Genomic DNA, 22,102 nt, shown 5'->3' with positions numbered 1-22,102 from the left:
CGTTCAAGCTTACCAATGCATCCAGATAGCTTCGCTGAGCATTGCGATCGTTACCGTGACCATATCCCTCATTACCCTGCATATAAGCCCGCTTGGCACTGGCGGCGTACATAAAGTTAGCGTTGGTGATCATTTGGGTATCGGTACCCTCGAACCGGGCCTGTTGTGCCGCTTGCGTCAACTCATTCCTGCTCAAATGAAGCCGGAACCCATCGCGCATCTGCACGTCATAGCCATCGCCTGACGCCCTTACATCGCTGAATACATCATTCACGCTTTTGCCAAACTTCATCATCGAAGACTTTATCGCTGCAACCGTGGTGCAATTTCCGTCCGGACCCTGCTTGAAGCCAGTCCAGATATTATCGGCCTCATTGCCCATACCCGGTTTTACGCCTGGGTTGCTCCTGTCCAAGTTGACGTGTGTGTAGCCAGCCCCCTTGGTAAAGGGCTTATCACTCATGGATTTTACAGCGCCAAAATCACTCGGATTAACTCTCCCACTCCTGATGCCATTGCCATTGCCATTGCCATTGCCATTGCCATTGCCATTGCTATTGCCAATTGGTGGCGAAGGACTGGGAGACAGCTCATCCGGAAAAAGATCCGGAAACAGCCGCTTCAACAGTGCCAGCCAACTGTCAGCCACCTCCTTCTTCAGTTGTTCGAGGATGTCCTTGAATTTGTCGTCGCCTAGCTCATTGCGCTTTTCATTGAGCTTGTCCCGCAGATCTCGAACCGTCTGGTTCTTGAACGTGTTGCTGGCATCATCAAGCGCACTGATCAGCTTTCTAACCACGTCCTTCTCAGCGCTCACATCATCATTGCGGCCATCTGAACGGCTTACGCCCAATAGGTTTTGGCCTGCCCCACCCACCTCATACCGACCTGCCCCGACCCCTTGGCCAGCCATCGATGAATTCCACATACCGATCCACCCTGTAATGACAAGATCTGCTTTCCTGGCCTGATAAGTGGAAAGAAAGCGGTGGTCAGTTCCAACGTGCATCTGTCATCTCCCGCTCCTGCCAGAAGCGGGAAACGTCCTGGCAGTAAAAGACGCCCACAAAAAAGCCCCTCTTTCGAGGGGCTTTTTGTGGAGCATTACCGCATCAGGTCATCTGAATGATGGTCTGCATGATGGTGCTCTGGGTGGAGATGGTCTTGGCGTTCGCCTGGTAGTTGCTCTGGGCCTTGATCAGGTCCACCAGCTCGTTGGTCAGGTTGACGTTGGAGTTCTCCAGGGAGTTGGCCACGATCGAACCCAAAGTGCCGGCTTGCGGAGTGTCGTAACCCGGCTGGCCCGATGCGAAGGTCTCTCTCCAGGCGGTGCCGCCCGATGGCTGCAGGCCCTGTTCATTGTTGAAGCTGGCCAGGGAAATCTGGCCGATGGCCTTGCTCTGCTGGTTGCTGAACGTGGCGAACAGTACACCGCTGCCGTCGATTTTCAGGCCGGTGATCTGGCCGGTGGCGTAACCATCGGTGACCGGTGGGTTGCGGTAGCTGGCCGAGTTGTATTGGGTAATGTTCGACATGTTGACAGCAATACCGCCTGGGTTGGCAGCAGCGCCGTTATCGGTCCAGACGCCATTGACCAAAGCGCCGGGCTTCCAGTCGCTGATGGTCAGGGTGGTGTTTGAAGCAGTGCTGGGCGGGGTTACGATCCCGGAGAGCTTACCTGCGGTGTCGAACGTCAGCGTAGAAGCAACAGGCGCCACGGCGCCGGTGCCGCTGATCGGGGTGCCGTCAGGGTTGCGCCCGTCGATCAAGGTATAGGACTTCCATTCGTTGGAGTCCGTCTTGACCATGTACTGCACCATGGTGTGCGAGTTGCCCTGGGTGTCGTACAAGCTGGTGCTGTACTGCGTGGTGAACGTGCTGGTGTCGGTTGGATCGAATGGCTTGGCCGTCTGATCAATCGCCGTCTCCGAGGAGTTCAGGTTACTGGTGGAGTCCACCTTGCTGGAAGCCTTCGGCGCCAGGTTACCCAGGTTCAGTTGCAGATCGACCAGGCCGCCCTTGGTGATGTTGCCATCGGCATCCGCTGCGTAGCCCTGCAAGCGCGAGGTCCCGGTGTTGTTGGTGATGTAGCCATCTTTGTCGGAACGGAAAGCACCGCTGCGGGTGTACTCCAGCGAACCGTCGCTGCCTTTCTGTACAAAGAAGCCACCGCCCTGGATCGCCATGTCCAGGATGCCGCCACTGTTGTTCACATCACCTTGGGTGAACTGCTGGGACACGGCCGCCAGGTTCACGCCGTTGCCGATGCTGTTCTGGCCGGTGCCCAGTTTGGACGCCGCGTAGATGTCGGCGAATTCCGCACGGGACGACTTGAAGCCAGTGGTCGCGACGTTGGCGATGTTGTTGCCGGTCACGTCCAGTTGTTTGTTGGCCGCATAGAGGCCGCTAAGGCCGATATTAAAAGACATGTTTCTCTCCCTCTGCCGTATTTAGCCGGCTCTATGTACCGATAGTCTGAATTTGCGACAGCTTGACGCTGCCCATGCCACCTGCAAGGTTCAGCAGCATTTCGCCGCCGGTCTTGCTCAACGTCACACTGGTCACCGTGGCCGGCAGCGAAGTTGTCAGGGCAACCGAATCGCCCGCGTCATTCTTGGTAGTGGCCGCGAAGGTGTAAGTCCCAGCCGAGGCAACCTCGCCCGCGTCGTTTTTACCATCCCAGATAAAGTCGGAAGTACCGGCGCTCTGGGCACCCAGATTGAGGGTGCGCACTACGTTGCCGTTCGCGTCAGTGATTTTTACCGCGACATTGCCGGTCGCAGCCGTCACTGCCACCGAACCGGTCATGCTCTTGCTGGTATCCACCAGGGCCTTGTCGGTCTGGGTGATGATCGAGCGCCCCACCAGCGACGAAGCCTGCAGCGCCTGCGAGGAGCTGAAGTTGCTGGAGATAGAATTGACCGAGTCATTCAGGGTGTTGATGCCTTCCAGGCTGCTGAACTGTGCCAACTGAGCCACGAACGCGCCGTTGTCCTGAGGCGACAGCGGGTTCTGGTTTTTCAGTTGAGTTACCAGCAGTTGCAGGAACGCGTCCTTGCCCAGTGACTGGTTGCCGGTGGCGGCACTGGAAACGCTGGAGACGTTATCCGTAGCGGTCTTGACCTTGGAGTTGAAAAGGTCCTGGACTGCCGTGTTGGTACTCGTGTCAACAATGGCCATTATTTGGCGCCCCTTATCACTGACCCAGGGTCAGGACCTTCTGCATCATGGTTTTGGCGGTGTTCATCATTTCCGCGTTGGTCTGGAACGAGCGGCTGGCGGAGATCATGTCTGCCATTTCCTCGACCACGTTGACGTTCGGGTAGTACACGTAGCCTTTTTCGTTGGCTGCCGGGTGATTCGGCTCGTAGCGGGCTTCCAGATTGCTCTGGTCTTCCACCACGCCGAGCACCTGCACGCCTTGGCCTGCGGCATCCTGGTTCTGGAACAGCGAAGCGCCGCTGCCACTCTGGCCGGCCTGGCCGTCCTGGAACATGGTGGCGAACACCGGGTGACGGGCGCGGTAGGTCTGGTCAATGCTCGAAGACACGGTCTCGGCGTTGGCGATGTTACTGGCGACGGTGTTCAAACGCGTGGTCTGCGCGCTCATGCCACTGCCGGCAATATTGAAAACACTGGCTAGGGACATGGCTTACTCTCCACGCAGGGCTGACATCAGCCCTTTGAATTTACTGTTGAGCAGGGTAAAGCTGGCCTGGAAGTTCACCGAGTTCTCGGCGTAGGCCGATTGCTCCAGCTGGGCGTCGACGGTGTTCTGGTCGATCGACGGCTGCATCGGCGTGCGATACAGCAGCGACTCGTCGCCATTACTCAAGCCTTGCGCTTCGATATGACGGCTGTTGGTCATATTCAAGGCGAAGGTGCCGTTCTTGGTCTTGTCCTGCTGTGCGGCGAGCACGGCGGAGAAGTCCAGGTCCCGAGCCTTGTAGTTCGGGGTGTCGGCGTTGGCAATGTTGTTAGCCAGGACTTCGGCACGCTGGGCGCGGAAGCCCAATGCTTGTTCGTGGATACCGAGCGCTTTATCGAAGCTGATGCTCATGGCGGAAACCTTTAGGCTGACCTGCTTTTCGTAACAAGGTCATAGCAAGGCGCATGCCAATTCACTGGAGGCCCGTATTTCAAGGGTTTGCGCGGTGATTGCCGGCGGCAATGCCAGAAAAGCGGCAAGCGGCTTCCGCGTGGCGCCAGTAAAGCGGCAATGGGGGGTTGCCGCTTTCTTGAAGTTTGCCGCACATACAAATGTGGGAGCTGGCTTGCCTGCGATAGCATCAACTCGGTTTTTCAGTTACACAGAGGTGATGCTATCGCAGGCAAGCCAGCTCCCACACAAGCCAGCTTCCACATTTTTGACCGAGGGCGCTTTATTTCGCCTGGTAAATGATCCCAGGGCTGCACTGCACCATCTGGTAGTGATCCGGCAGGCCGTTGAGTGCCTCGGACGCACCGAGGAACAGATAACCGCCACGCTTGAGGGTGCCGTGGATGCGCAACAGGATGTCTTTCTTCACCTCGGCCGAGAAGTAAATCAGCACGTTGCGGCAGAACACCATGTCGAACTTGCCCAGGCTGGCGTAGCTGTCGAGCAGGTTGAACGAGCGGAACTCCACGCGGCTCTTGATCGGCGCCTTGATCGCCCAGCGCCCCGCCCCTTTCGGGTCGAAATACCGTTGCAGGCGCTCCTGGGACAAACCACGGCCCAGGGCCAGGCTGTCGTACTCGCCGGTCTTGCAATTGGTAAGCATGGTGCCGGACAGGTCGGTGGCAACAATTTGTGCACCGGCCTTGAGCTGGCCCATGTTCGTCCGCTCGAACTCATCGATGGACATCGAAATCGAATACGGTTCCTGCCCCGAGGAGCAGGCAGCCGACCAGATGCGCAGGCGCTGGCCCGGGCTGGCCTTGATCGCCTCCGGCAACACCTTGCTCTTGAGCACTTCAAAGGGTAGGTGTCGCGAAACCACAGGGTTTCGTTGGTGGTCATGGCATCGACCACCATTTCCTTGAGCCCGCTGCGCGGCTGGCCCTGGATACGCTGAACCAGCTCGCCCAGTGATTTGATGCCCTGCTGTTCCATCAGTTTGTTGAGACGGCTGGATACTCAGGTACTGCTTGTTTTCACCGAGCAATATGCCACAGGCTTTCTCCAGGAAGACCCGGAACTGTTCGAAATCCAAATTACCCGTAGACAATGATACCGCCTCTTAAATCGTGTGACCGCCAGGGAAAACCCCCTAGCCGTGATCTGCTGCCTTGATCCGGTCGACTACCCGGTTTGCCAGGTCATCAGGACGGAATTTAGCCAGGAAGTCATCAGCACCGACCTTCTTGACCATCGCCTGATTGAATACGCCCGACAATGAAGTATGCAGGATGATATGCAATTTTTGCATGCGTGGGTCGTTGCGTATCTCGGCCGTGAGGGTGTAACCGTCCATTTCCGGCATCTCGATGTCGGAGATCATCATCAAGAATTCTTCTTCCGGCTTCTTGCCTTCATCCACCAGCTTGCGCAGGTAATCCAGCGCCTGGCGACCATCATTGAGGGCCACCACTTCCACGCCGACCGTTTGCAGGCAACGGGTCACCTGCTTGCGCGCCACCGAGGAGTCATCCACCGTCAGCACCCGCAGCGAGATCGCCTTGTGTGCCGTTTCGGCGTCCACCACACCCACGGAAATCGATTCCGAGGTGGGCGCCACTTCGGCGAGGATCTTCTCTACGTCGATGATTTCCACCAACTGGTTATCCACTCGCGTCACGGCCGTAAGGTAGTGATCGCGGCCGGTGCCCTTGGGCGGTGGATGGATCTCTTCCCAGTTCATGTTGACGATGCGCTCCACCGAGCGCACCAGGAACCCCTGGGTCTTGGTGTTGTACTCGGTAATGATCACAAACGGGCTCTCACGGTCCTGCAGGGCCGCCGAACCGGTGGCCAGCGCCAGGTCGAGAATCGGAATGGTCGCGCCGCGGATATTGGCGACACCACACACCACCGGACTGGATTTGGGCATGATCGTCAGCTTGGGGCATTGCAGCACTTCCCGCACTTTGAACACGTTGATGCCATACAGCTGCTTGCCATCCAGGCGAAAAAGCAACAACTCCAGGCGATTCTGCCCTACCAGCTGTGTACGCTGGTTTACTGAATCCATTACACCTGCCATGCCTTTACTCCTACGCTAAAACCTTTGGCTATACCTGCAGGGCAGCGCGCCCCTAACACTAAACGGCACGAGCTTTGCTATTTGGTTGGCTATGGATATTAAAACGACAGTTTCCCGACGCCTTGGATTCCCACAGTACCGCAGATTGCTCTGCGCCTGGGTGGCATTGCTTGCTTTAAGCCTGAACGCCACGGCCCGCGCAGACAACGTCACCTTGCCTGATCTACTTATCGGCGTCACTCAAGGCTTTCTTGAGTTCACTGTAGAAGATTATCTGGCCACCACCCAGACGCCGGGGCGTTATGAAATCCAGGTCAACCAACTGGACCCGCGCCTGCGCATGCCGATGTGCGACAAGGAATTGACAGCCTCCCTGGAAAGCCCCGCCCAGCCGATCGGCCGCGTGACGGTCAAGGTCCGCTGTGAAGGCGCCTCGCCCTGGACCGTGTTCGTCCCGGCCCAGGTCAAACTGTTTCGGGATGTGGTGGTGGTTGCGCGCCCGCTGAAGCGCACCGGCATCATCGGTTTCGAGGACGTGGTGCTACGCGAACGCGATATCAGCATGATCAACCAGGGCTACCTGACGTCCATCGACCAAGCCATCGGGCAGAAATTAACCCGACCAGTGGTCACCGATCAGGTCATCACCCTGGTGCATCTGGAGCAGGCGGAAGTGATTCGCAAGGGTGATCAGGTGGTGATTTCCGCCAGCAGCGGTGGGCTGCAGGTGAAGATGCCGGGCGAAGCGCTGTCCAACGGCGGCATGAGCGAGCAGATCCGGGTCAAGAACCTCAACTCCAACCGAGTGATCAAGGCGCGGGTAACCGCCCCTGGACAAGTGGAGGTAGCTTTATAGACCACTGGTGTCGGACGCCAGCTTTTCCTACACTGTCGGTTGGGTGCCGGCCTGTGCAGTCTATTGTCATTCGAGCCTAAAGTTTGTCCGGGTATGGCCGAAAACATGGCAAGCGTCCAAATACCCAGAGGTTTTTTTATCATGGTCATCGATTTCAGTCGTTTAAATAACACCCCGGCCACGACGGGCTCCACGCGCACCACCGGTGCCAAGGACAGCGTAGAAGCCAAGGCCCAGCCACTGCCCGTCAAGGCAGAACAGGCGAGCGCCAGCCAGAGCGGGGAATCCGTACACCTGAGCAATGAGGCTCAACAGTTGCAGAAGGTCACTGACTCGCTGCGCGATCAACCCGTCGTCAATAAAGCCCGTGTGGCCGAATTGAAACAGGCAATCGCCGATGGCAGCTACAAAGTCGACAGCAACCGTGTAGCCAGCAAGCTGCTTAATTTCGAAGCCGAGCGTTAGGCAAAGGCCTGCGCCGGGCTTTTGGACGCTTAAACCCCAAGGCCAGCCATGCATCACGACGAACAATTGCTTCAACTGATCATTGATGATCACGCGCCGACGCAACAGCTGCTCGAGCTGCTCAAGGAGGAATCCTTGGCCCTCTACGGCCGCGACATGCCCTTGCTGGAAGAAATTCTGGCGCGCAAGCAGTCATTGATTGTCTTGCTGGAACAGCACGGCAAAAAACGCAGCCAGATCCTTATCAGCCTGGGCCTTGCGGCAGACCACGATGGCCTGGCGCAGCTGGCCAGCCACTCCTCGGTCGGTGATCAACTACTGGCCCAGAGCAAAGAACTCACTCAATTGCTCGCCCAGTGCCAGGAAGCCAACCTGCTCAACGGTCAGTCGATCCAGCTTCAGCAAGCTACGACCGCCAACCAGTTGCGTATACTTCACGGCGGAGAGCCTCCGGCGCTTTATAACGCCCAGGGTTCCACCTCGCGCCTGGTCAAGCCAAGCACCCGCAGCCAAGCCTGATGCCGGTTTACAGCGTGCCCTATCCAAGGCGCGCCACATACTGGCAGAATGCCTGCTTTTGCGTGTAGTCGTATTTTGTCTGGAGATGGAAGAACCGTGTTCAACGCCCTTAATGCGGAAGATGCTCCGCAGCCCCCCAAGGTCCTCACCACGCCTCTGGAAATCGCCGGCACCCTGCGGATGCTGCAAGAAAGCCACGACCCGCTGATCATCACCTTCCACGAACGCAGCCAGCGCTTTCAGAGCTACCTGGTGGACGTCGACCGGGACGGCGGCACCCTGGTCCTGGACGAAATGATCCCGCGTGACGGCGAACGTCACCTGGAAAACGGCGAGCCCTTCCGCATCGAAGGCTTCCACGATGGCGTGCGCGTCGCGTGGGAAAGCAACGGCAGCCTGAGCATCAGCGAAAAGGACGGCCACCGTATCTACACCGGCAGCCTGCCCGATGAGGTGGTTTACCACCAGCGCCGCAACGCTTTTCGCGCCGCCCTGAAGCTGGCCCAACTGGTCAACATCGAGCTGGGGGGCGAGAAGCTCAAAGCCCCCGTCAACGGCAAACTGCTGGATATTTCCGCCACCGGCTGCAAATTGCGCTTTGAAGGGGACATCTCCGAGCGCCTGCAACTGGGCCAGGTCTATGACCGCTTTATCGCCGCCCTGCCCTTTGGCAGCATGACCACCTCGGTGGAACTGCGATACCTGCACTTCGAAGAGAAGATCAACACCACCTTTGCCGGCGTGCGCTTCCACAACATGAGCGGCCTGGTACAACGCCAGGTCGAGCGGTTCGTGTACCAGCTGCAACGCGAAGCACGGCGCTTTGACAAAGACGACGATTTTTAAACCTTAAAGATCGCGATAAAAAAACGGGCAGATCCTGATGGGATCTGCCCGTTTTTGCTTTCAGGGGCGCGCCCTGCTCAAATCGTGGGGATGTTCGTCCGGATCCAGTGGGTCAGTCGGCACTTCGTCCGCCGGCTCATCCACCGCAGGGTCGGGCTCGGCTTCGGGCTCAGGCGCGGCAGTCTGCATCTGCTCCTGCACCACCGCCTCATCCACCCGCGGATCAAGGCAAGCGACCAACGGCGAACTGGACATGCTGTCGGGCATCGCCACATGGTGCAGTGGCGCGTCGTCCACCTGGTGCAGGTTGGTCACGGCTTTAGGCCGGATACGCCACACCAGGATCAACGCGCACAGGCTGAAAAACGCATAGAGCATGTGACTGCCGAACATTTTCATCACCACACCGGCCAGCAACGGCCCGATGCTGGCACCCACGCCGTAAGTCACCAGCAGCATGGCCGTGAGCGATACGCGACGGTCACCTTCGACGTGGTCATTGGAAAACGCCACCGCCAGCGGGTACAGGCAGAACTGCACCAGGGAACACAAGAAGCCCGCCACGAACAACACTTCCAGCGGCACTTTAGTCAGCAACGCCAACGGCAAGGCCGCCACCGCCAGGCAGAGGGCAAAGCAACGAATCAATAGCGCGCGATCATAGCGGTCCGACAGCCAGCCCAATGGCCACTGCACCACCAGGCCGGCAAAAATGCAGCTACCCATAAACAGACCCACCTGCTCGGTGGTAAGCCCCTGCTGAGAGGCATACAACGGCGCCAGACCGTAGAAGGAACCCACGATCAAACCCGCTCCCAGCACGGTACTCAGCGACTGCGGCACGCGCTTGATAAAGAAGCGCGGCTCCATCGGCGCGGGGTGCAGAGGCGCCGGGTGAATACGGCGCGTCATGGCCACCGGCACCAGGCACAGGGCAAAGCACAGCGCCACCAGCATCAGCAATTCAAGGCCGAGCTGGGGATGCATCACCAGAATCAGCTGGCCCAACACCAACCCCAGGTAGGAGGCAATCATATAGCCACTGAACACCGCGCCACGCTGCTTCGCGTCCGCCTGCTCATTGAGCCAGCTTTCGATCACCATGTACTGGCACATCATCCCCAGGCCCACGATCATCCGCAGCACGATCCAGGCTGGCAGCCAGTTGATCAGGCCGTGGCCCAACACCGCCGCACCGACGATCCCGGCACAGGTAGCGTAAGCCCGGATGTGCCCGACACGACCAATCAGGCGATGCCCGATCTTGCCACCCAGCACCAGGCCAAAATAGTTGGCCGCCATCAGCGCACCCACCCATAGGCTGTCGACATGATCGGCCGCCAGGCGCAGGGCCAGGTAGGTACTGAGCAGGCCGGAGCCGATCAGCATCATCAAGGAGGCGAAATAAAGGGCTCGAAAAGGTTTCCAGATCTGGCGCATCGGCGTTCCGAGCGGCTCCTTGCAGTGAGAGACAGGGCTATCGGCATGATAGTCCGGGGTTGCCGGGTCCGGACAGGCGAAAGGCGCTGTTTCCGGGGATTATTTTGCTTACCAGCTCAGACGCTGCCGGGTGGCGTGCAAGGTACACCGTTGCGCAAAATACCCGTCAGCACCTGCTGTGAACCTTGATCGGCAGCAAGGTTCGACTGGTCTTTGAAAAGATCGAGCGCGCACAAAAAAGCCCCGCCAGAATATTCTGTGCAGGGCTTTGAATCTGGTGTCCCAGGGCCGGTTCGAACGGCCAACCTTCCCCTTAGGAGGGGGATGCTCTATCCAATTGAGCTACTGGGACTAATGACAGTCATCGGGCCAGAGGCACCGCGACGGACGGCGTGCATGTTAACGGCCGAGGTTGGTTTTGTCATGTCGTCCGTGGGCTTTTTGAGTGTAGGCCGATCCTTGTCTGGACGATCCGGGTTTCGCCCAGTAAATACGGGCACCCGGCGCCATCGTGCAAAATGCACTCCGCTAAAATGCCAGCATTGCAAATTGCAACCTTTGCGCAATCTAAAGTAGACTCAACTCATTGATTTTATTGAATTAATAGATTGGCACGAGACCTGCAATACTTCTCCTACAAGACCCATTCAGCCACGGCGTTAAGCGGAGAACATGACCATGAACAGTGCCCTTCTGTTAGCCCTCAACACCGTAGCCCTGGCTGCACTGCTGATGTTCCATTTCCAATCGACTGGCACTGACGATCCCGCACAGATCAGCCAGGCGGTACCGCACCACCTGCAACAACGCCCGCAACTGGCGGTGATGACGCCTAACGCGCAATCGCCGGTACGCCTGACCGAAGGCACCCAGACTGCACCTGCATCTGAACACTGGGTTTTCTGAGGAAGCCGTTCATGACCAAATCTGCCTGGCTGTTTTTATGCCTGACCGCGATAACCGGCATCCTGGGCCTTAGCGCCGACTCTCAGGACGGGCAAACCACCGCATTCGTTGCCACTGGCGTGTTTGCGAGCCTGCTGCTGCTCACGCTGATCGTTGGCCGCAGAATCAAGTTCGATCCGGTTCTACGCTGAACCCCTCCTCCTCCCCGCCTTACCTTATGTCGCCTCACCCTCGCTAATCGGCAAATTGCCACTAGTCTTAAAAATGAGGGCAAAAGGCCAGTTTGCTATAGCATGTGCGGCCTCAAACCCCCTGGCGACCCAGACTTACGGGAAGTTCCGTTGCGGAACCACTGGTTGAAAAGTTTTCCAACCAGTCCGCAAAAATGCAAATGAGTGCTGGCATAAAGCCTTTAGGCAGTTCAATATTTGTCACAGAATTGACGCCAAGGAAATGTCAAATCTGAGGCATGATGCGGCCTCTTTGCAATTAGGGTTGAACTTTAGTCGTGAGCCTTGTCTTAACACTCATCTTGCGGCCAATTCCAAAAACCGCTCCCCTGAACTAACCGGTTAAATATATGCGCCCATTGAAACAGGCAATTTATTCCAGCCGTACGGCTGACAAGTTCGTCGTACGTCTGCCAGACGGAATGCGGGAACGCATTGCCGAGGTGGCTCGCAATCATCACCGCAGCATGAACTCCGAAATCATCGCGCGCCTGGAACAGAGCCTTATTCAGGAAGGTGCGCTGGGCGACGAGTTGAGCATGCGCCTGGACAGCCCAGAGCTGTCACTGCACGAACGCGAACTGCTGCAGCGTTTTCGTCAGCTCTCCCACCGCCAGCAAAATGCTCTCGTCTCGCTTATTGCGCACGACGTTGAGGCGGCCGCAGAAGCCAATTGATTTACAACTGAAAGCCGAAGCCAGCCATGTGCTGGCTTTTTTTTGCGTGCGATTTGGCGGGGAAAGCCGGGAAGGGAAAGCAAGGCGGGAGCAGATTTGCTCCCGCCGGAAGGGTTACAACAGGAAGATCGTCGCCAGGCCCAGGAAGATGAAGAAACCACCACTGTCGGTCATGGCCGTGATCATCACGCTGGCACCCATCGCAGGGTCGCGCCCCAGGCGTGCCAGGGTCATGGGGATCAACACCCCCATCAGCGCCGCCAGCAGCAGGTTGAGGGTCATGGCGGCGGTCATCACCACGCCGAGCGACCAACTGCCATACAGCAAGTAGGCCACGACGCCAATCACACCTCCCCATACCAGGCCGTTGATCAGACCCACCGCCAACTCTTTACGCAGCAGGCGCGAAGAATTGGCAGTACTCACCTGATCCAGTGCCATGGCGCGCACGATCATGGTGATGGTCTGGTTACCCGAGTTACCACCAATGCCCGCGACAATCGGCATCAACGCCGCGAGGGCCACCAGCTTCTCGATAGAGCCCTCGAACAGCCCGATGACGCGCGAGGCAATGAAGGCGGTAATCAGATTGACCGCCAGCCAGGCCCAGCGGTTATGCAGAGAACGCCAGACCGATGCAAAAATATCTTCCTCTTCACGCAAACCCGCCATGTTGAGGACTTCAGTTTCACTCTCTTCACGAATCAGGTCGACCATTTCGTCGATGGTCAAACGGCCAATCAGCTTGCCGTTCTTGTCGACCACCGGTGCAGAAATCAAGTCATAACGCTCAAACGCCTGAGCGGCTTCGTAGGCGTCCTCATCCGGGTGAAAACTCACCGTATCGCTGGCCATCAAATCCGCAACTTTTTTGTCGGGATCATTTACCAGCAGGCGCTTGATCGGCAGCACGCCCTTGAGGATGCCTTCGTAGTCGACCACAAACAGCTTGTCGGTATGCCCCGGCAGCTCTTTCAGCCGGCGCAGGTAGCGCAAAACCACTTCCAGGCTGACGTCTTCGCGGATGGTGACCATCTCGAAGTCCATCAGGGCGCCGACCTGATCCTCGTCATAGGACAACGCGGAGCGCACGCGCTCACGCTGTTGGCTGTCGAGGGCCTCCATCAGCTCGTGGACAACATCACGGGGCAGCTCAGGGGCCAGGTCGGCCAGCTCGTCGGCGTCCATCTCCTTGGCGGCAGCCAGGAGTTCGTGATCATCCATGTCGGCGATCAGGGTTTCACGAACGGAGTCGGATACTTCAAGCAGGATGTCGCCGTCGCGGTCGGCCTTGACCAACTGCCAGAGGGTCAGTCGATCATCCAGCGGCAAAGCTTCGAGAATATAGGCGACGTCGGCGGAGTGCAGGTCATCGAGCTTGCGTTGCAACTCGACGAGGTTCTGCCGGTGGACCAGGTTTTCAACGTGGTCTTTGTTCGGGCCTTCCTGGCGGTGCGTGAGGTCTTCGACCACACGCTGGCGCTGCAGCAGCTCGATGACTTGAGCCAGGCGATCCTGCAGGCTTTCTTGTGTTTTCTTAACTTCTACTTCGGTCATAGGCGAACTCCACTCCCAGCAGCGGGGCACGCCGGAAGGATCAATCAGTCAATTCATGATTGGAAAAACGGGGTACTGAGTAACTACTGGGTAAGTCCATGGAGGTATTCCACAAGCCCCGGCGGGGCTGACGGGCGCAATGATACACCGTGCGCCGACTTTTAACGTCAAAAAACTGGAAAGAACAAGCGCTTGCGAGCCAAAGCTAAACATCGGCCGCATCTATGAACTGCGACGCCGCAGCAAGAAAGGAAAACACATGGAGGCAGGAGAAAAAGATGAAGCCCTACAAAACCCCAGACGGCAAAAAGCCCGCACTAAGCGGGCTTTTTGTTTGTATGGTGCACTCGACAGGATTCGAACCTGTGACCGCTCGGTTCGTAGCCGAGTACTCTATCCAGCTGAGCTACGAGTGCAGAGTGTGTTTTTAGACCAGATCACAACTGGTTGGAGCCAAGCTACCTGCATTGCTGCAACTAACTCTTAAATGGTGCACTCGACAGGATTCGAACCTGTGACCGCTCGGTTCGTAGCCGAGTACTCTATCCAGCTGAGCTACGAGTGCATTTGTTGCCGCGCATTATAGGCCGTTCAATCTCTATGTAAAGCTATTTTTTCGAGTAATTTCAACAACTTACCGAAAAAACCAGATTGCAACGTACTAAGCAAATAATGGCGGAGAACGGGGGATTCGAACCCCCGACACCCTTTTGAGGTGTACTCCCTTAGCAGGGGAGCGCCTTCGGCCACTCGGCCAGCTCTCCGCAACACGGGGCGTATATTAACCACGTTCATCCCCGTTTGCAAACATAAAAAACGATAAAAATTAAAGGCTTGGTTCTTCGTCCTTCTCTTTCTTGATCCGCAGGTAGATTTCCTCGCGGTGGACCGCTACCTCTTTCGGAGCGTTAACCCCGATACGTACTTGATTGCCTTTGACGCCGAGCACGGTCACGGTGATTTCGCCATCACCGATAATCAGGCTTTCTGCGCACCGACGAGTCAGAATCAGCATACCTTTCTCCTCACGCATTTCAGTTCAGGAACAACAGTCTGCAAAAAAAAGGCGTTCGACCTACGACCCGATAGCCATAGCCCTAACGGCCTAAGTATTGTCGAGCGCACGTAAAAGACCATGCACCCCACAAAAAATGAAAGGCGCGGTTAGACCGCGCCTTCCTAGCATTGCATCACTCGCCCTGTCGGGCCGGAGCGTCCAGCTCGAAAGCGGTATGCAGCGCACGTACAGCCAGTTCCAGGTACTTCTCTTCGATCACCACCGAGACTTTGATTTCCGAGGTGGAGATCATCTGGATGTTGATGCTTTCCTTGGCCAGCGCCTCGAACATGCGGCTGGCAACGCCGGCATGGGAACGCATGCCCACACCCACGATCGACACCTTGGCGATCTTGGTATCGCCCACCACTTCACGGGCGCCAATCTCGCTCGCGGTGTTCTGCAGGATGCGTTCGGCTGCATCGTACTCGTTGCGGTGCACGGTGAACGTGAAATCGGTGGTGTTATCGTGCGAAACGTTCTGCACGATCATGTCGACTTCAATGTTCGCGCCACTGATAGGGCCGAGAATCTTGAACGCCACGCCCGGGGTATCCGGTACGCCACGGATCGTCAGCTTGGCTTCATCGCGGTTGAAAGCGATGCCGGAAATGATCGGCTGTTCCATGGATTCCTCTTCATCAATAGTAATGAGGGTGCCCGGACCCTCTTTGAAGCTGTGCAATACGCGCAGCGGAACGTTGTACTTGCCGGCGAATTCCACCGCACGGATCTGCAACACCTTGGAACCGAGGCTGGCCATTTCCAGCATCTCTTCAAAGGTGATCTTGTCCAGGCGCTGGGCCACGGACACCACACGCGGGTCGGTGGTGTAAACGCCGTCCACATCGGTGTAGATCTGGCATTCATCGGCCTTGAGAGCCGCTGCCAGCGCCACGCCGGTGGTGTCCGAACCGCCACGCCCGAGGGTGGTGATGTTGCCCTGCTCGTCCACGCCCTGGAACCCTGCTACAACTACCACGCGACCTGCCTTGAGATCTGTGCGGATTTTCTGATCATCGATCTGCAGGATGCGCGCCTTGGTATGCGCGCTGTCGGTCAGGATGCGCACTTGGCTGCCAGTGTAGGACACTGCCGGTACACCACGCTTGTTCAGCGCCATGGCCAACAGGGCAATGGTCACCTGCTCACCGGTGGACACAATCACATCCAGCTCACGCGGCAGCGGTTGCTGGTCGCCACTGATTGCCTTGGCCAGATCGATCAGGCGATTGGTCTCGCCGCTCATGGCCGACAGCACCACCACCAGGTCGTCGCCGGCATCGCGGAATTTCTTAACCTTGTCGGCCACCTGCTCGATTCTTTCGACAGAACCGACCGAGGTGCCTCCGAATTTCTGTACGATCAAAGCCATTTCTAAGCCGCCTCAGCCCGTAAAGGGGCGCCCAATAAACAAATCTTCCAGCAACCGAGCGAGCCCATGACTAGACCATGGGCTCGGCAACAGCGCCTTAAATGCCCGCCTCGACAAATGGCACGGTCAGAGCCAGGGCCGCGTCCAGGGCACCGGCGTCTATACCACCGCCTTGCGCCATGTCCGGACGACCGCCGCCCTTCCCGCCCACTGCCGCGGCGGCTTGCTTCATCAAATCACCGGCCTTGAGTTGGCCAGTCAGGTCCTTGGTTACACCGGCAACCAGCACGACCTTTTCCTCATGGACACCGCCGAGCAGGATCACTGCGCGGCCGAGCTTGTTCTTCAACTGATCGACCAGGGCCAACAACGCCTTGCCGTCCTGACCGTCCAGGCGTGCGGCCAGGACTTTAACGTCCTTGACGTCTACGGCCGAAGCCGACAGATCATCACCCGCAGCGCTGGCTGCCTTGGCTTGCAACTGCTCCAGCTGCTTCTCCAGCGCACGGTTGCGCTCCAGAACGGCCGACAGTTTGTCGATCAGGTTGTCGCGGCTGCCCTTGACCAGGCTGGCCGCTTCCTTGAGTTGTTCTTCGGCCGCATTGAGGTAGGCCAGGGCCGCAGCGCCGGTCACTGCCTCGATACGCCGCACACCGGACGCCACACCGCCTTCGCTGATGATTTTCAGCAGGGCGATGTCGCCGGTGCGGTTGGCGTGGATCCCCCCACACAGTTCCACCGAGAAGTCGCCGCCCATGCTCAGCACGCGCACGTTATCGCCGTACTTCTCGCCGAACAGCGCCATGGCGCCCTTGGCCTTGGCGGTCTCGATGTCGGTTTCTTCGGTTTCTACCGCCGAGTTCTTGCGAATCTCGGCGTTGACGATGTCTTCCAGGGCCTTGATCTGCTCAGGCTTGATCGCCTCAAAGTGGCTGAAGTCGAAACGCAGGCGCTGGCTGTCCACCAACGAACCCTTTTGCTGAACGTGCTCACCCAACACCTGGCGCAATGCCGCGTGCAACAAGTGAGTGGCCGAGTGATTCAAAGCCGTTGCGTGCCGCACGTCGGCATCCACCTGGGTGTCGACCGGTGCACCGACCGTCAAGTTACCCAGCACCAGCACACCGTGGTGCAGGAATGCCCCGCCGGTCTTGGTGGTGTCGCGCACTTCAAAACGACCGGAGGTGGAGCTGAGGAAACCACAGTCACCAATCTGGCCGCCAGACTCAGCGTAGAACGGTGTCTGGTCCAGCACCACCACGGCTTCGTCGCCTTCGTTCAGCACGTCGACCGATTTGCCGTCTTTATAAAGCGCAACGATTTTGGCCGAGCCGACGGTAGCCTTGTAACCGGTGAATTCGGTAGGCACGTCGACCTTGACCAGGCTGTTGTAGTCCAGGCCAAAGGAGCTGGCGGAACGGGCGCGCACGCGCTGCGCTTCCATTTCACGCTCGAAACCCGCCTCGTCCACCGTCAAATCGCGCTCGCGGGCGATGTCGGCGGTAAGGTCCATGGGAAAGCCATAGGTGTCGTACAACCTGAACACGACATCGCCCGGCACCACAGTGCCCTGCAGGTTGGCGAGGTCGAGTTCGAGGATTTTCAGGCCCTGTTCCAGGGTCTTGGCGAACTGCTCTTCCTCGGCTTTCAGCACGCGCTCGATGAGCGCCTGGTTCTGGGCCAGTTCCGGAAACGCCTCGCCCATTTCGGCCACCAGCGCAGCAACGATCTTGTAAAAGAAGCTGCCGGTGGCGCCCAGTTTGTTACCGTGACGGCAGGCGCGACGGATGATCCGGCGCAGCACGTAGCCACGCCCTTCGCTGGACGGCAATACACCGTCGGCGATCAGGAAACCGCAGGAGCGGATGTGGTCCGATACCACCTTGAGCGAGGACTGGCTTTCATTCGCGCAGCCAATCGCCGTAGCCGAGGCGCTCAACAGGTTGATGAACAAGTCAATTTCATAGTTGGAATGCACGTGCTGCATCACCGCGCTGATCCGCTCCAGGCCCATGCCGGTATCTACCGATGGCGCTGGCAACGGATGCAGCACGCCATCGGCGGTGCGGTTGAACTGCATGAACACGTTGTTCCAGATCTCGATGTAACGGTCGCCATCTTCCTCTGGCGAGCCCGGTGGGCCACCCCAGATATCGGCGCCGTGATCGTAGAAGATCTCGGTGCAAGGGCCACACGGGCCGGTATCGCCCATGGTCCAGAAGTTGTCGGACGCGTAAGGCGCCCCCTTGTTGTCGCCGATGCGGATCATACGCTCGACCGGGACGCCGATTTCCTTGGTCCAGATGTCATAGGCTTCGTCGTCCGTCGCGTAGACGGTCACCCAGAGTTTTTCCTTGGGCAGCTTCAAGACGCCGGTCAGGAAGGTCCAGGCAAACGTAATCGCATCTTTCTTGAAATAGTCACCGAAGCTGAAGTTACCCAACATTTCGAAGAACGTGTGGTGACGGGCGGTGTAACCCACGTTTTCCAGGTCACTGTTCTTGCCGCCGGCGCGTACGCACTTCTGGCTGCTGGTGGCGCGGGTATACGCGCGCTTTTCCTGGCCCAGGAAGCAGTCCTTGAACTGGTTCATCCCCGCGTTAGTGAACAGCAGGGTTGGGTCATTGCCTGGGATCAAGGAGCTGGAGGCGACACGGGTGTGACCTTGCTCTTCGAAGAAGCGAAGGAAGGCTTCACGGATTTCTGCGCTTTTCATAGGTTCTTCCACGGAGGCTGCGGCCAAAGGCCAGTGCGCAACATCATCAGACGGAGCGACGGCAAAGGGCCGCATTATATCGGCCCTTTGCCGGTGGTACAGCGTGTTTATGCGATAGAGAGGTTCAATTAGACGGTCTGCACCGTCATTTTTGCGAGAATTCGACGAATGTCTGCACCACCTGCTCGATCTGCGCCCGGCTCACATCCAGATGCGTGACCATGCGCAGACGCGGCGCGACGCTCAGCTTGATCCCGCGCTCGGCGGCAAACGCCTTCAAGGCCTGCGCCCGGTCGCCGATCTGCACGTAGACCATATTGGTCTGCACCGGCTCCACCTCATAACCGGCCTGGCGCAGCGCATCGCCCAGCCATTGGGCATTGGCGTGGTCATCGGCCAGGCGCGCTACCTGATGATCCAGGGCATACAGCCCCGCCGCCGCCAAGGAGCCGGCTTGACGCATGCCGCCGCCAACCATCTTGCGCAAACGGCGCGCCTTGGCGATTAACGCCGTGGACCCGCACAGCACCGAGCCGATCGGCGCGCCGAGCCCTTTGGACAGGCACACCGACACCGAGTCGAAGTGACGGGCGATCTCCCGCGCATCCACCCCAAGCTTGACCGCCGCGTTATACAGCCGCGCACCATCCAGATGCAGGGCCAGGCCATGTTCACGGGTAAACGCCCGCGCCTTCGCCAGGTAGTCCAGGGGCAGCACCTTGCCCTGCATGGTGTTTTCCAGCGCCAATAGCCGGGTGCGGGCGAAGTGGAAATCATCCGGTTTGATCGCTTCCAGCACCTGGCCAAGGTCCAGCGAGCCGTCCGCCTGCACGTCCAATGGCTGCGGCTGGATCGAGCCCAGCACCGCCGCGCCACCGCCCTCGTATTTGTAGGTGTGGGCTTGCTGGCCGACGATGTATTCCTCGCCGCGCTCACAGTGAGCCATCAATGCCAGCAGGTTGCTCATGGTGCCGGTGGGCACGAACAACGCCGCGGCAAACCCCAGCCGCTTGGCCAGCTCGGCCTCCAGGCGGTTGACGGTGGGGTCTTCACCGTAGACGTCATCGCCGCTGACGGCAGTGGCCATCGCGTCGAGCATGCCGGGCGTGGGTTGGGTCACGGTGTCGCTGCGCAGGTCGATCACAGACATCAAACAAACCTCGAAGGGGTGCATTGAGTTTCTTATGAAGATGATTACTGCGGGCAACGCCGCGCAATATCAAGCCCCACGTTGCATCAATCGAATACCAACCAAACAAACCGATATAGGTTATCGATACGGCGATCGTGCAGTTTTTGAAAAACCATGTTAAAAACTCTCCGCCGCCAGGGTTCTGGCGGCAACGTTCTCAGGGCGGGGTGCAATTCCCCACCGGCGGTAATTGCACGCAATGTGCATAGCCCGCGAGCGCTTGGCGCCTCGAACTGCTCACGCGGGACGGCGACAAGGTCAGCAGACCCGGTGTGATCCCGGGGCCGACGGTCATAGTCCGGATGAAGAGAGAACGGGATTGGCACCTAAGGGCCGCGCACCCAGTGTGCTTGCGTACCCTTAAATCCCATTCGATTCATAACGCCCTGTTTTTTTCTTAAACAGGAGTCAGAACATGCAACCCACCGCAATCGACAGCAAAAGCAAAAACCACCACGGCGAGCGCGTCGCATTTATCCAGGCCTGCTGGCACAAGGATATTGTCGACCAATCGCGCAAAGGCTTCCTCGCCGAGATGATCGCCCAGGGCTACCAGGAATCGGACATCGATTTCTTCGAAGTCGGCGGCGCCTTTGAAATGCCCCTGCACGCCAAGCTGCTGGCCAAGACCGGCCGTTACGCCGGTATCGTCGCTGCCGCGTTGGTCGTGGACGGCGGCATCTACCGCCATGAATTCGTCGCCCAGTCGGTGGTCAGCGGCCTGATGCAGGTGCAGCTGGAAACCGAAGTGCCAGTGTTCTCGGTGTCCCTGACCCCGCACCACTTCCACGCCGGCAGCGAACACCACACCTTCTTCTACGAACACTTCGTGCACAAGGGCCAGGAAGCTGCACGCACCTGCGCCGACACCCTGCACAAGGTGCGGGCGATCCGTCGCAGCGAGCCGCGTGCTGTAGCCGTCTAAGCAACATCGCAAAACAAAATGTGGGAGCTGGCTTGTGTGGGAGCGGGCTTGCTCGCGAAAGCGGTGGATCAGTCAGTACATCTATTGACTGTCACACCGCTTTCGCGAGCAAGCCCGCTCCCACATTTTGACCGAGGCAATCTCGGAATTCAGGCCAGGCCGGCATCCGTGGTTGGCACAATCAATATCCCTGCGCGCAAGCCATTCTTCACCTTCGGGTTGGGGAAGATGATGCGGGCGCCCTCCTCCTCGATCACCCAGCGGGTCTTGGCCACGTCTTCGGCCAGCAGATAACCCTGCGCCAAGGGCGAAAAGTTTTCCACGTCCGCCGGCAGGTGCATCAGGAACGCATCGCTGTGCTTGATGACTTCACGGGACACGGCAAACAGTTGCAGGCCCTCCAGGCTCTCAGTCACCGGCTCGTTGCCTTCGATGATTTGCTTGAGGCGCGTTTCCAGGCGCGACACGTCTACGCCCTGGTTCTGCCCGAACGGCCGTGCCTTGCCCAATTCCAGGGTGAAGGCTTCGGCCTCAAGCTGCTCGTAGGTAAACGCGGTGAAGGTGATCGAGGTCTTGTTCTGCAGCAGCACCGCTTGCATGCCGGCAGCGTTGAGGCGCGCCAATTCGTGGCGTGAATGCTGGCGACCTTCCTTCCACGGGTACAAGGCGAACTGCTCGATCTTTGAGCCGCGAATCGCGGTGTGCAGGTCGTAATGCAGGCGCGAACGGCCGGGTTGACTGAAGAAGCTGCGCGCCAGTTGCTCAAGCTCGGCGGCGCGCATGGCTTCGGGGCCGATGTTTTTTTCATGCCGGCCGTTGAACAGCCGGTTGACGTCCAGTTCGAGGTAACGCTCGCCGCGGCGCATGGCCTCGGGGTTGCCGAACAGGAACAGAATACGGGTGCGGGGTTTGATCTCCCCACGGGCGATACCATGCAACAGGCGGTCGAGCAGTTCGATCGGCGCGGTTTCGTTGCCATGGATGCCGGACGACAGCAGCAAGTCGCTGCCGTTGTCCAACGCCTGCGGCGGGCGCACTTCAAGTGCGCCCTCGCTGAGCCAGCGCATCTGCACGCCGTCGACAGTCAGTTGAATTTTTTGCGCCGGTTCACGACCGGCGAGGGTCAGTTCAAGCAGTTTGCCGAGGGCGAGCATAA

General features: G+C 58.5%; 20 protein-coding genes, 4 tRNA genes, 1 pseudogene and 1 riboswitch. Of the genes and pseudogenes, 8 read left to right on the top strand and 17 right to left on the bottom strand.

Annotated elements, in window-relative coordinates; all coding sequences use genetic code 11:
- Positions 1–1,112: 1,112 nt before the first annotated feature.
- From flgE to LRS56_02435, 6 genes and pseudogenes are all read right to left on the bottom strand, one after another.
- Positions 1,113–2,429: a flagellar hook protein FlgE gene (flgE, locus tag LRS56_02460; GenBank protein WDU63445.1), complete on the bottom strand. Its 1,317-nt coding sequence runs from the start codon at positions 2,427–2,429 to the stop codon at positions 1,113–1,115.
- Between the two features lie 31 nt (positions 2,430–2,460).
- Entirely contained in the window at positions 2,461–3,180 is a 720-nt protein-coding gene (flgD, locus tag LRS56_02455; protein WDU63444.1) for a flagellar hook assembly protein FlgD, read from the bottom strand.
- A gap of 16 nt (positions 3,181–3,196) precedes the next feature.
- A complete protein-coding gene (gene flgC, locus LRS56_02450) occupies positions 3,197–3,649 on the bottom strand; it encodes a flagellar basal body rod protein FlgC (protein ID WDU63443.1) in 453 nt (150 codons plus the stop codon).
- Between the two features lie 3 nt (positions 3,650–3,652).
- Positions 3,653–4,060 carry a flagellar basal body rod protein FlgB gene (gene flgB, locus LRS56_02445; protein ID WDU63442.1) on the bottom strand — a complete coding sequence of 136 codons (408 nt, stop codon included), beginning with the start codon at positions 4,058–4,060 and terminating at the stop codon, positions 3,653–3,655.
- A 322-nt stretch (positions 4,061–4,382) separates the two neighbouring features.
- Positions 4,383–5,210 (bottom strand): annotated as a pseudogene (cheR, locus tag LRS56_02440) (protein-glutamate O-methyltransferase CheR).
- Between the two features lie 42 nt (positions 5,211–5,252).
- Positions 5,253–6,185, bottom strand: coding sequence for a chemotaxis protein CheV (locus LRS56_02435; GenBank protein ID WDU63441.1), 933 nt, complete (start codon positions 6,183–6,185; stop codon positions 5,253–5,255).
- A gap of 91 nt (positions 6,186–6,276) precedes the next feature.
- Here LRS56_02435 and flgA point away from each other — a divergent pair, with 91 nt between their 5' ends.
- The 4 genes from flgA (at position 6,277) to LRS56_02415 (ending at position 8,871) form a co-directional block, all read left to right on the top strand.
- Positions 6,277–7,041, top strand: coding sequence for a flagellar basal body P-ring formation chaperone FlgA (flgA, locus tag LRS56_02430; protein WDU63440.1), 765 nt, complete (start codon positions 6,277–6,279; stop codon positions 7,039–7,041).
- A 141-nt stretch (positions 7,042–7,182) separates the two neighbouring features.
- Positions 7,183–7,506, top strand: a complete 324-nt coding sequence (gene flgM, locus LRS56_02425; protein WDU63439.1) for a flagellar biosynthesis anti-sigma factor FlgM — start codon at positions 7,183–7,185, stop codon at positions 7,504–7,506.
- 48 nt (positions 7,507–7,554) lie between these two features.
- The gene (locus LRS56_02420) at positions 7,555–8,025 is read left to right on the top strand and encodes a flagellar protein FlgN (GenBank protein WDU63438.1); all 471 of its coding nucleotides are present in this window, start codon (positions 7,555–7,557) and stop codon (positions 8,023–8,025) included.
- A 96-nt stretch (positions 8,026–8,121) separates the two neighbouring features.
- A complete protein-coding gene (locus LRS56_02415) occupies positions 8,122–8,871 on the top strand; it encodes a flagellar brake protein (protein WDU63437.1) in 750 nt (249 codons plus the stop codon).
- Positions 8,872–8,931: 60 nt separating this feature from the next.
- On the opposite strand, the gene LRS56_02410 is transcribed toward LRS56_02415, so the two are convergent.
- Positions 8,932–10,311, bottom strand: coding sequence for an MFS transporter (locus tag LRS56_02410; protein ID WDU63436.1), 1,380 nt, complete (start codon positions 10,309–10,311; stop codon positions 8,932–8,934).
- A 275-nt stretch (positions 10,312–10,586) separates the two neighbouring features.
- Positions 10,587–10,663, bottom strand: a tRNA-Arg gene (locus tag LRS56_02405).
- A 326-nt stretch (positions 10,664–10,989) separates the two neighbouring features.
- Between LRS56_02405 and LRS56_02400 the strand changes: the two genes are divergently transcribed.
- The 3 genes from LRS56_02400 to LRS56_02390 all read left to right on the top strand — a co-directional run bounded on the left by LRS56_02400 (position 10,990) and on the right by LRS56_02390 (position 12,124).
- On the top strand, positions 10,990–11,217 hold the full coding sequence (locus tag LRS56_02400) for a hypothetical protein (GenBank protein ID WDU63435.1): 228 nt from the start codon (positions 10,990–10,992) through the stop codon (positions 11,215–11,217).
- Positions 11,218–11,228: 11 nt separating this feature from the next.
- A complete protein-coding gene (locus LRS56_02395) occupies positions 11,229–11,408 on the top strand; it encodes a hypothetical protein (protein ID WDU63434.1) in 180 nt (59 codons plus the stop codon).
- Between the two features lie 389 nt (positions 11,409–11,797).
- Positions 11,798–12,124 (top strand): Arc family DNA-binding protein, encoded by a 327-nt coding sequence (locus LRS56_02390; protein WDU63433.1) that lies wholly within the window; start codon positions 11,798–11,800, stop codon positions 12,122–12,124.
- Positions 12,125–12,238: 114 nt separating this feature from the next.
- Here LRS56_02390 and mgtE read toward each other — a convergent pair whose 3' ends face one another.
- From mgtE to ltaE, 8 genes are all read right to left on the bottom strand, one after another.
- Positions 12,239–13,681 (bottom strand): magnesium transporter, encoded by a 1,443-nt coding sequence (gene mgtE, locus LRS56_02385; GenBank protein ID WDU63432.1) that lies wholly within the window; start codon positions 13,679–13,681, stop codon positions 12,239–12,241.
- 339 nt (positions 13,682–14,020) lie between these two features.
- A tRNA-Arg gene (locus LRS56_02380) sits at positions 14,021–14,097 on the bottom strand.
- 72 nt (positions 14,098–14,169) lie between these two features.
- Positions 14,170–14,246 (bottom strand) — tRNA-Arg (locus LRS56_02375).
- Positions 14,247–14,354: 108 nt separating this feature from the next.
- A tRNA-Ser gene (locus LRS56_02370) sits at positions 14,355–14,445 on the bottom strand.
- Between the two features lie 62 nt (positions 14,446–14,507).
- Positions 14,508–14,696, bottom strand: coding sequence for a carbon storage regulator CsrA (gene csrA, locus LRS56_02365; protein WDU63431.1), 189 nt, complete (start codon positions 14,694–14,696; stop codon positions 14,508–14,510).
- Between the two features lie 175 nt (positions 14,697–14,871).
- Positions 14,872–16,113 carry an aspartate kinase gene (locus LRS56_02360; GenBank protein WDU63430.1) on the bottom strand — a complete coding sequence of 414 codons (1,242 nt, stop codon included), beginning with the start codon at positions 16,111–16,113 and terminating at the stop codon, positions 14,872–14,874.
- Between the two features lie 97 nt (positions 16,114–16,210).
- Positions 16,211–18,829 (bottom strand): alanine--tRNA ligase, encoded by a 2,619-nt coding sequence (alaS, locus tag LRS56_02355; protein WDU63429.1) that lies wholly within the window; start codon positions 18,827–18,829, stop codon positions 16,211–16,213.
- A gap of 145 nt (positions 18,830–18,974) precedes the next feature.
- On the bottom strand, positions 18,975–19,979 hold the full coding sequence (gene ltaE / locus LRS56_02350) for a low-specificity L-threonine aldolase (GenBank protein WDU63428.1): 1,005 nt from the start codon (positions 19,977–19,979) through the stop codon (positions 18,975–18,977).
- Between the two features lie 191 nt (positions 19,980–20,170).
- Positions 20,171–20,340: riboswitch (FMN riboswitch) on the top strand.
- Positions 20,341–20,436: 96 nt separating this feature from the next.
- Between ltaE and LRS56_02345 the strand changes: the two genes are divergently transcribed.
- Positions 20,437–20,946 carry a 6,7-dimethyl-8-ribityllumazine synthase gene (locus LRS56_02345; protein ID WDU63427.1) on the top strand — a complete coding sequence of 170 codons (510 nt, stop codon included), beginning with the start codon at positions 20,437–20,439 and terminating at the stop codon, positions 20,944–20,946.
- A 149-nt stretch (positions 20,947–21,095) separates the two neighbouring features.
- Here LRS56_02345 and astE read toward each other — a convergent pair whose 3' ends face one another.
- A complete protein-coding gene (astE, locus tag LRS56_02340; protein ID WDU63426.1) occupies positions 21,096–22,100 on the bottom strand; it encodes a succinylglutamate desuccinylase in 1,005 nt (334 codons plus the stop codon).
- Between the last annotated feature and the right edge of the window lie 2 nt (positions 22,101–22,102).

The sequence above is a fragment of the Pseudomonas poae genome, from assembly GCA_028869255.1.
GTDB lineage: Bacteria > Pseudomonadota > Gammaproteobacteria > Pseudomonadales > Pseudomonadaceae > Aquipseudomonas > Aquipseudomonas poae_C.
This window is presented reverse-complemented; position numbering and strand designations above follow the sequence as displayed.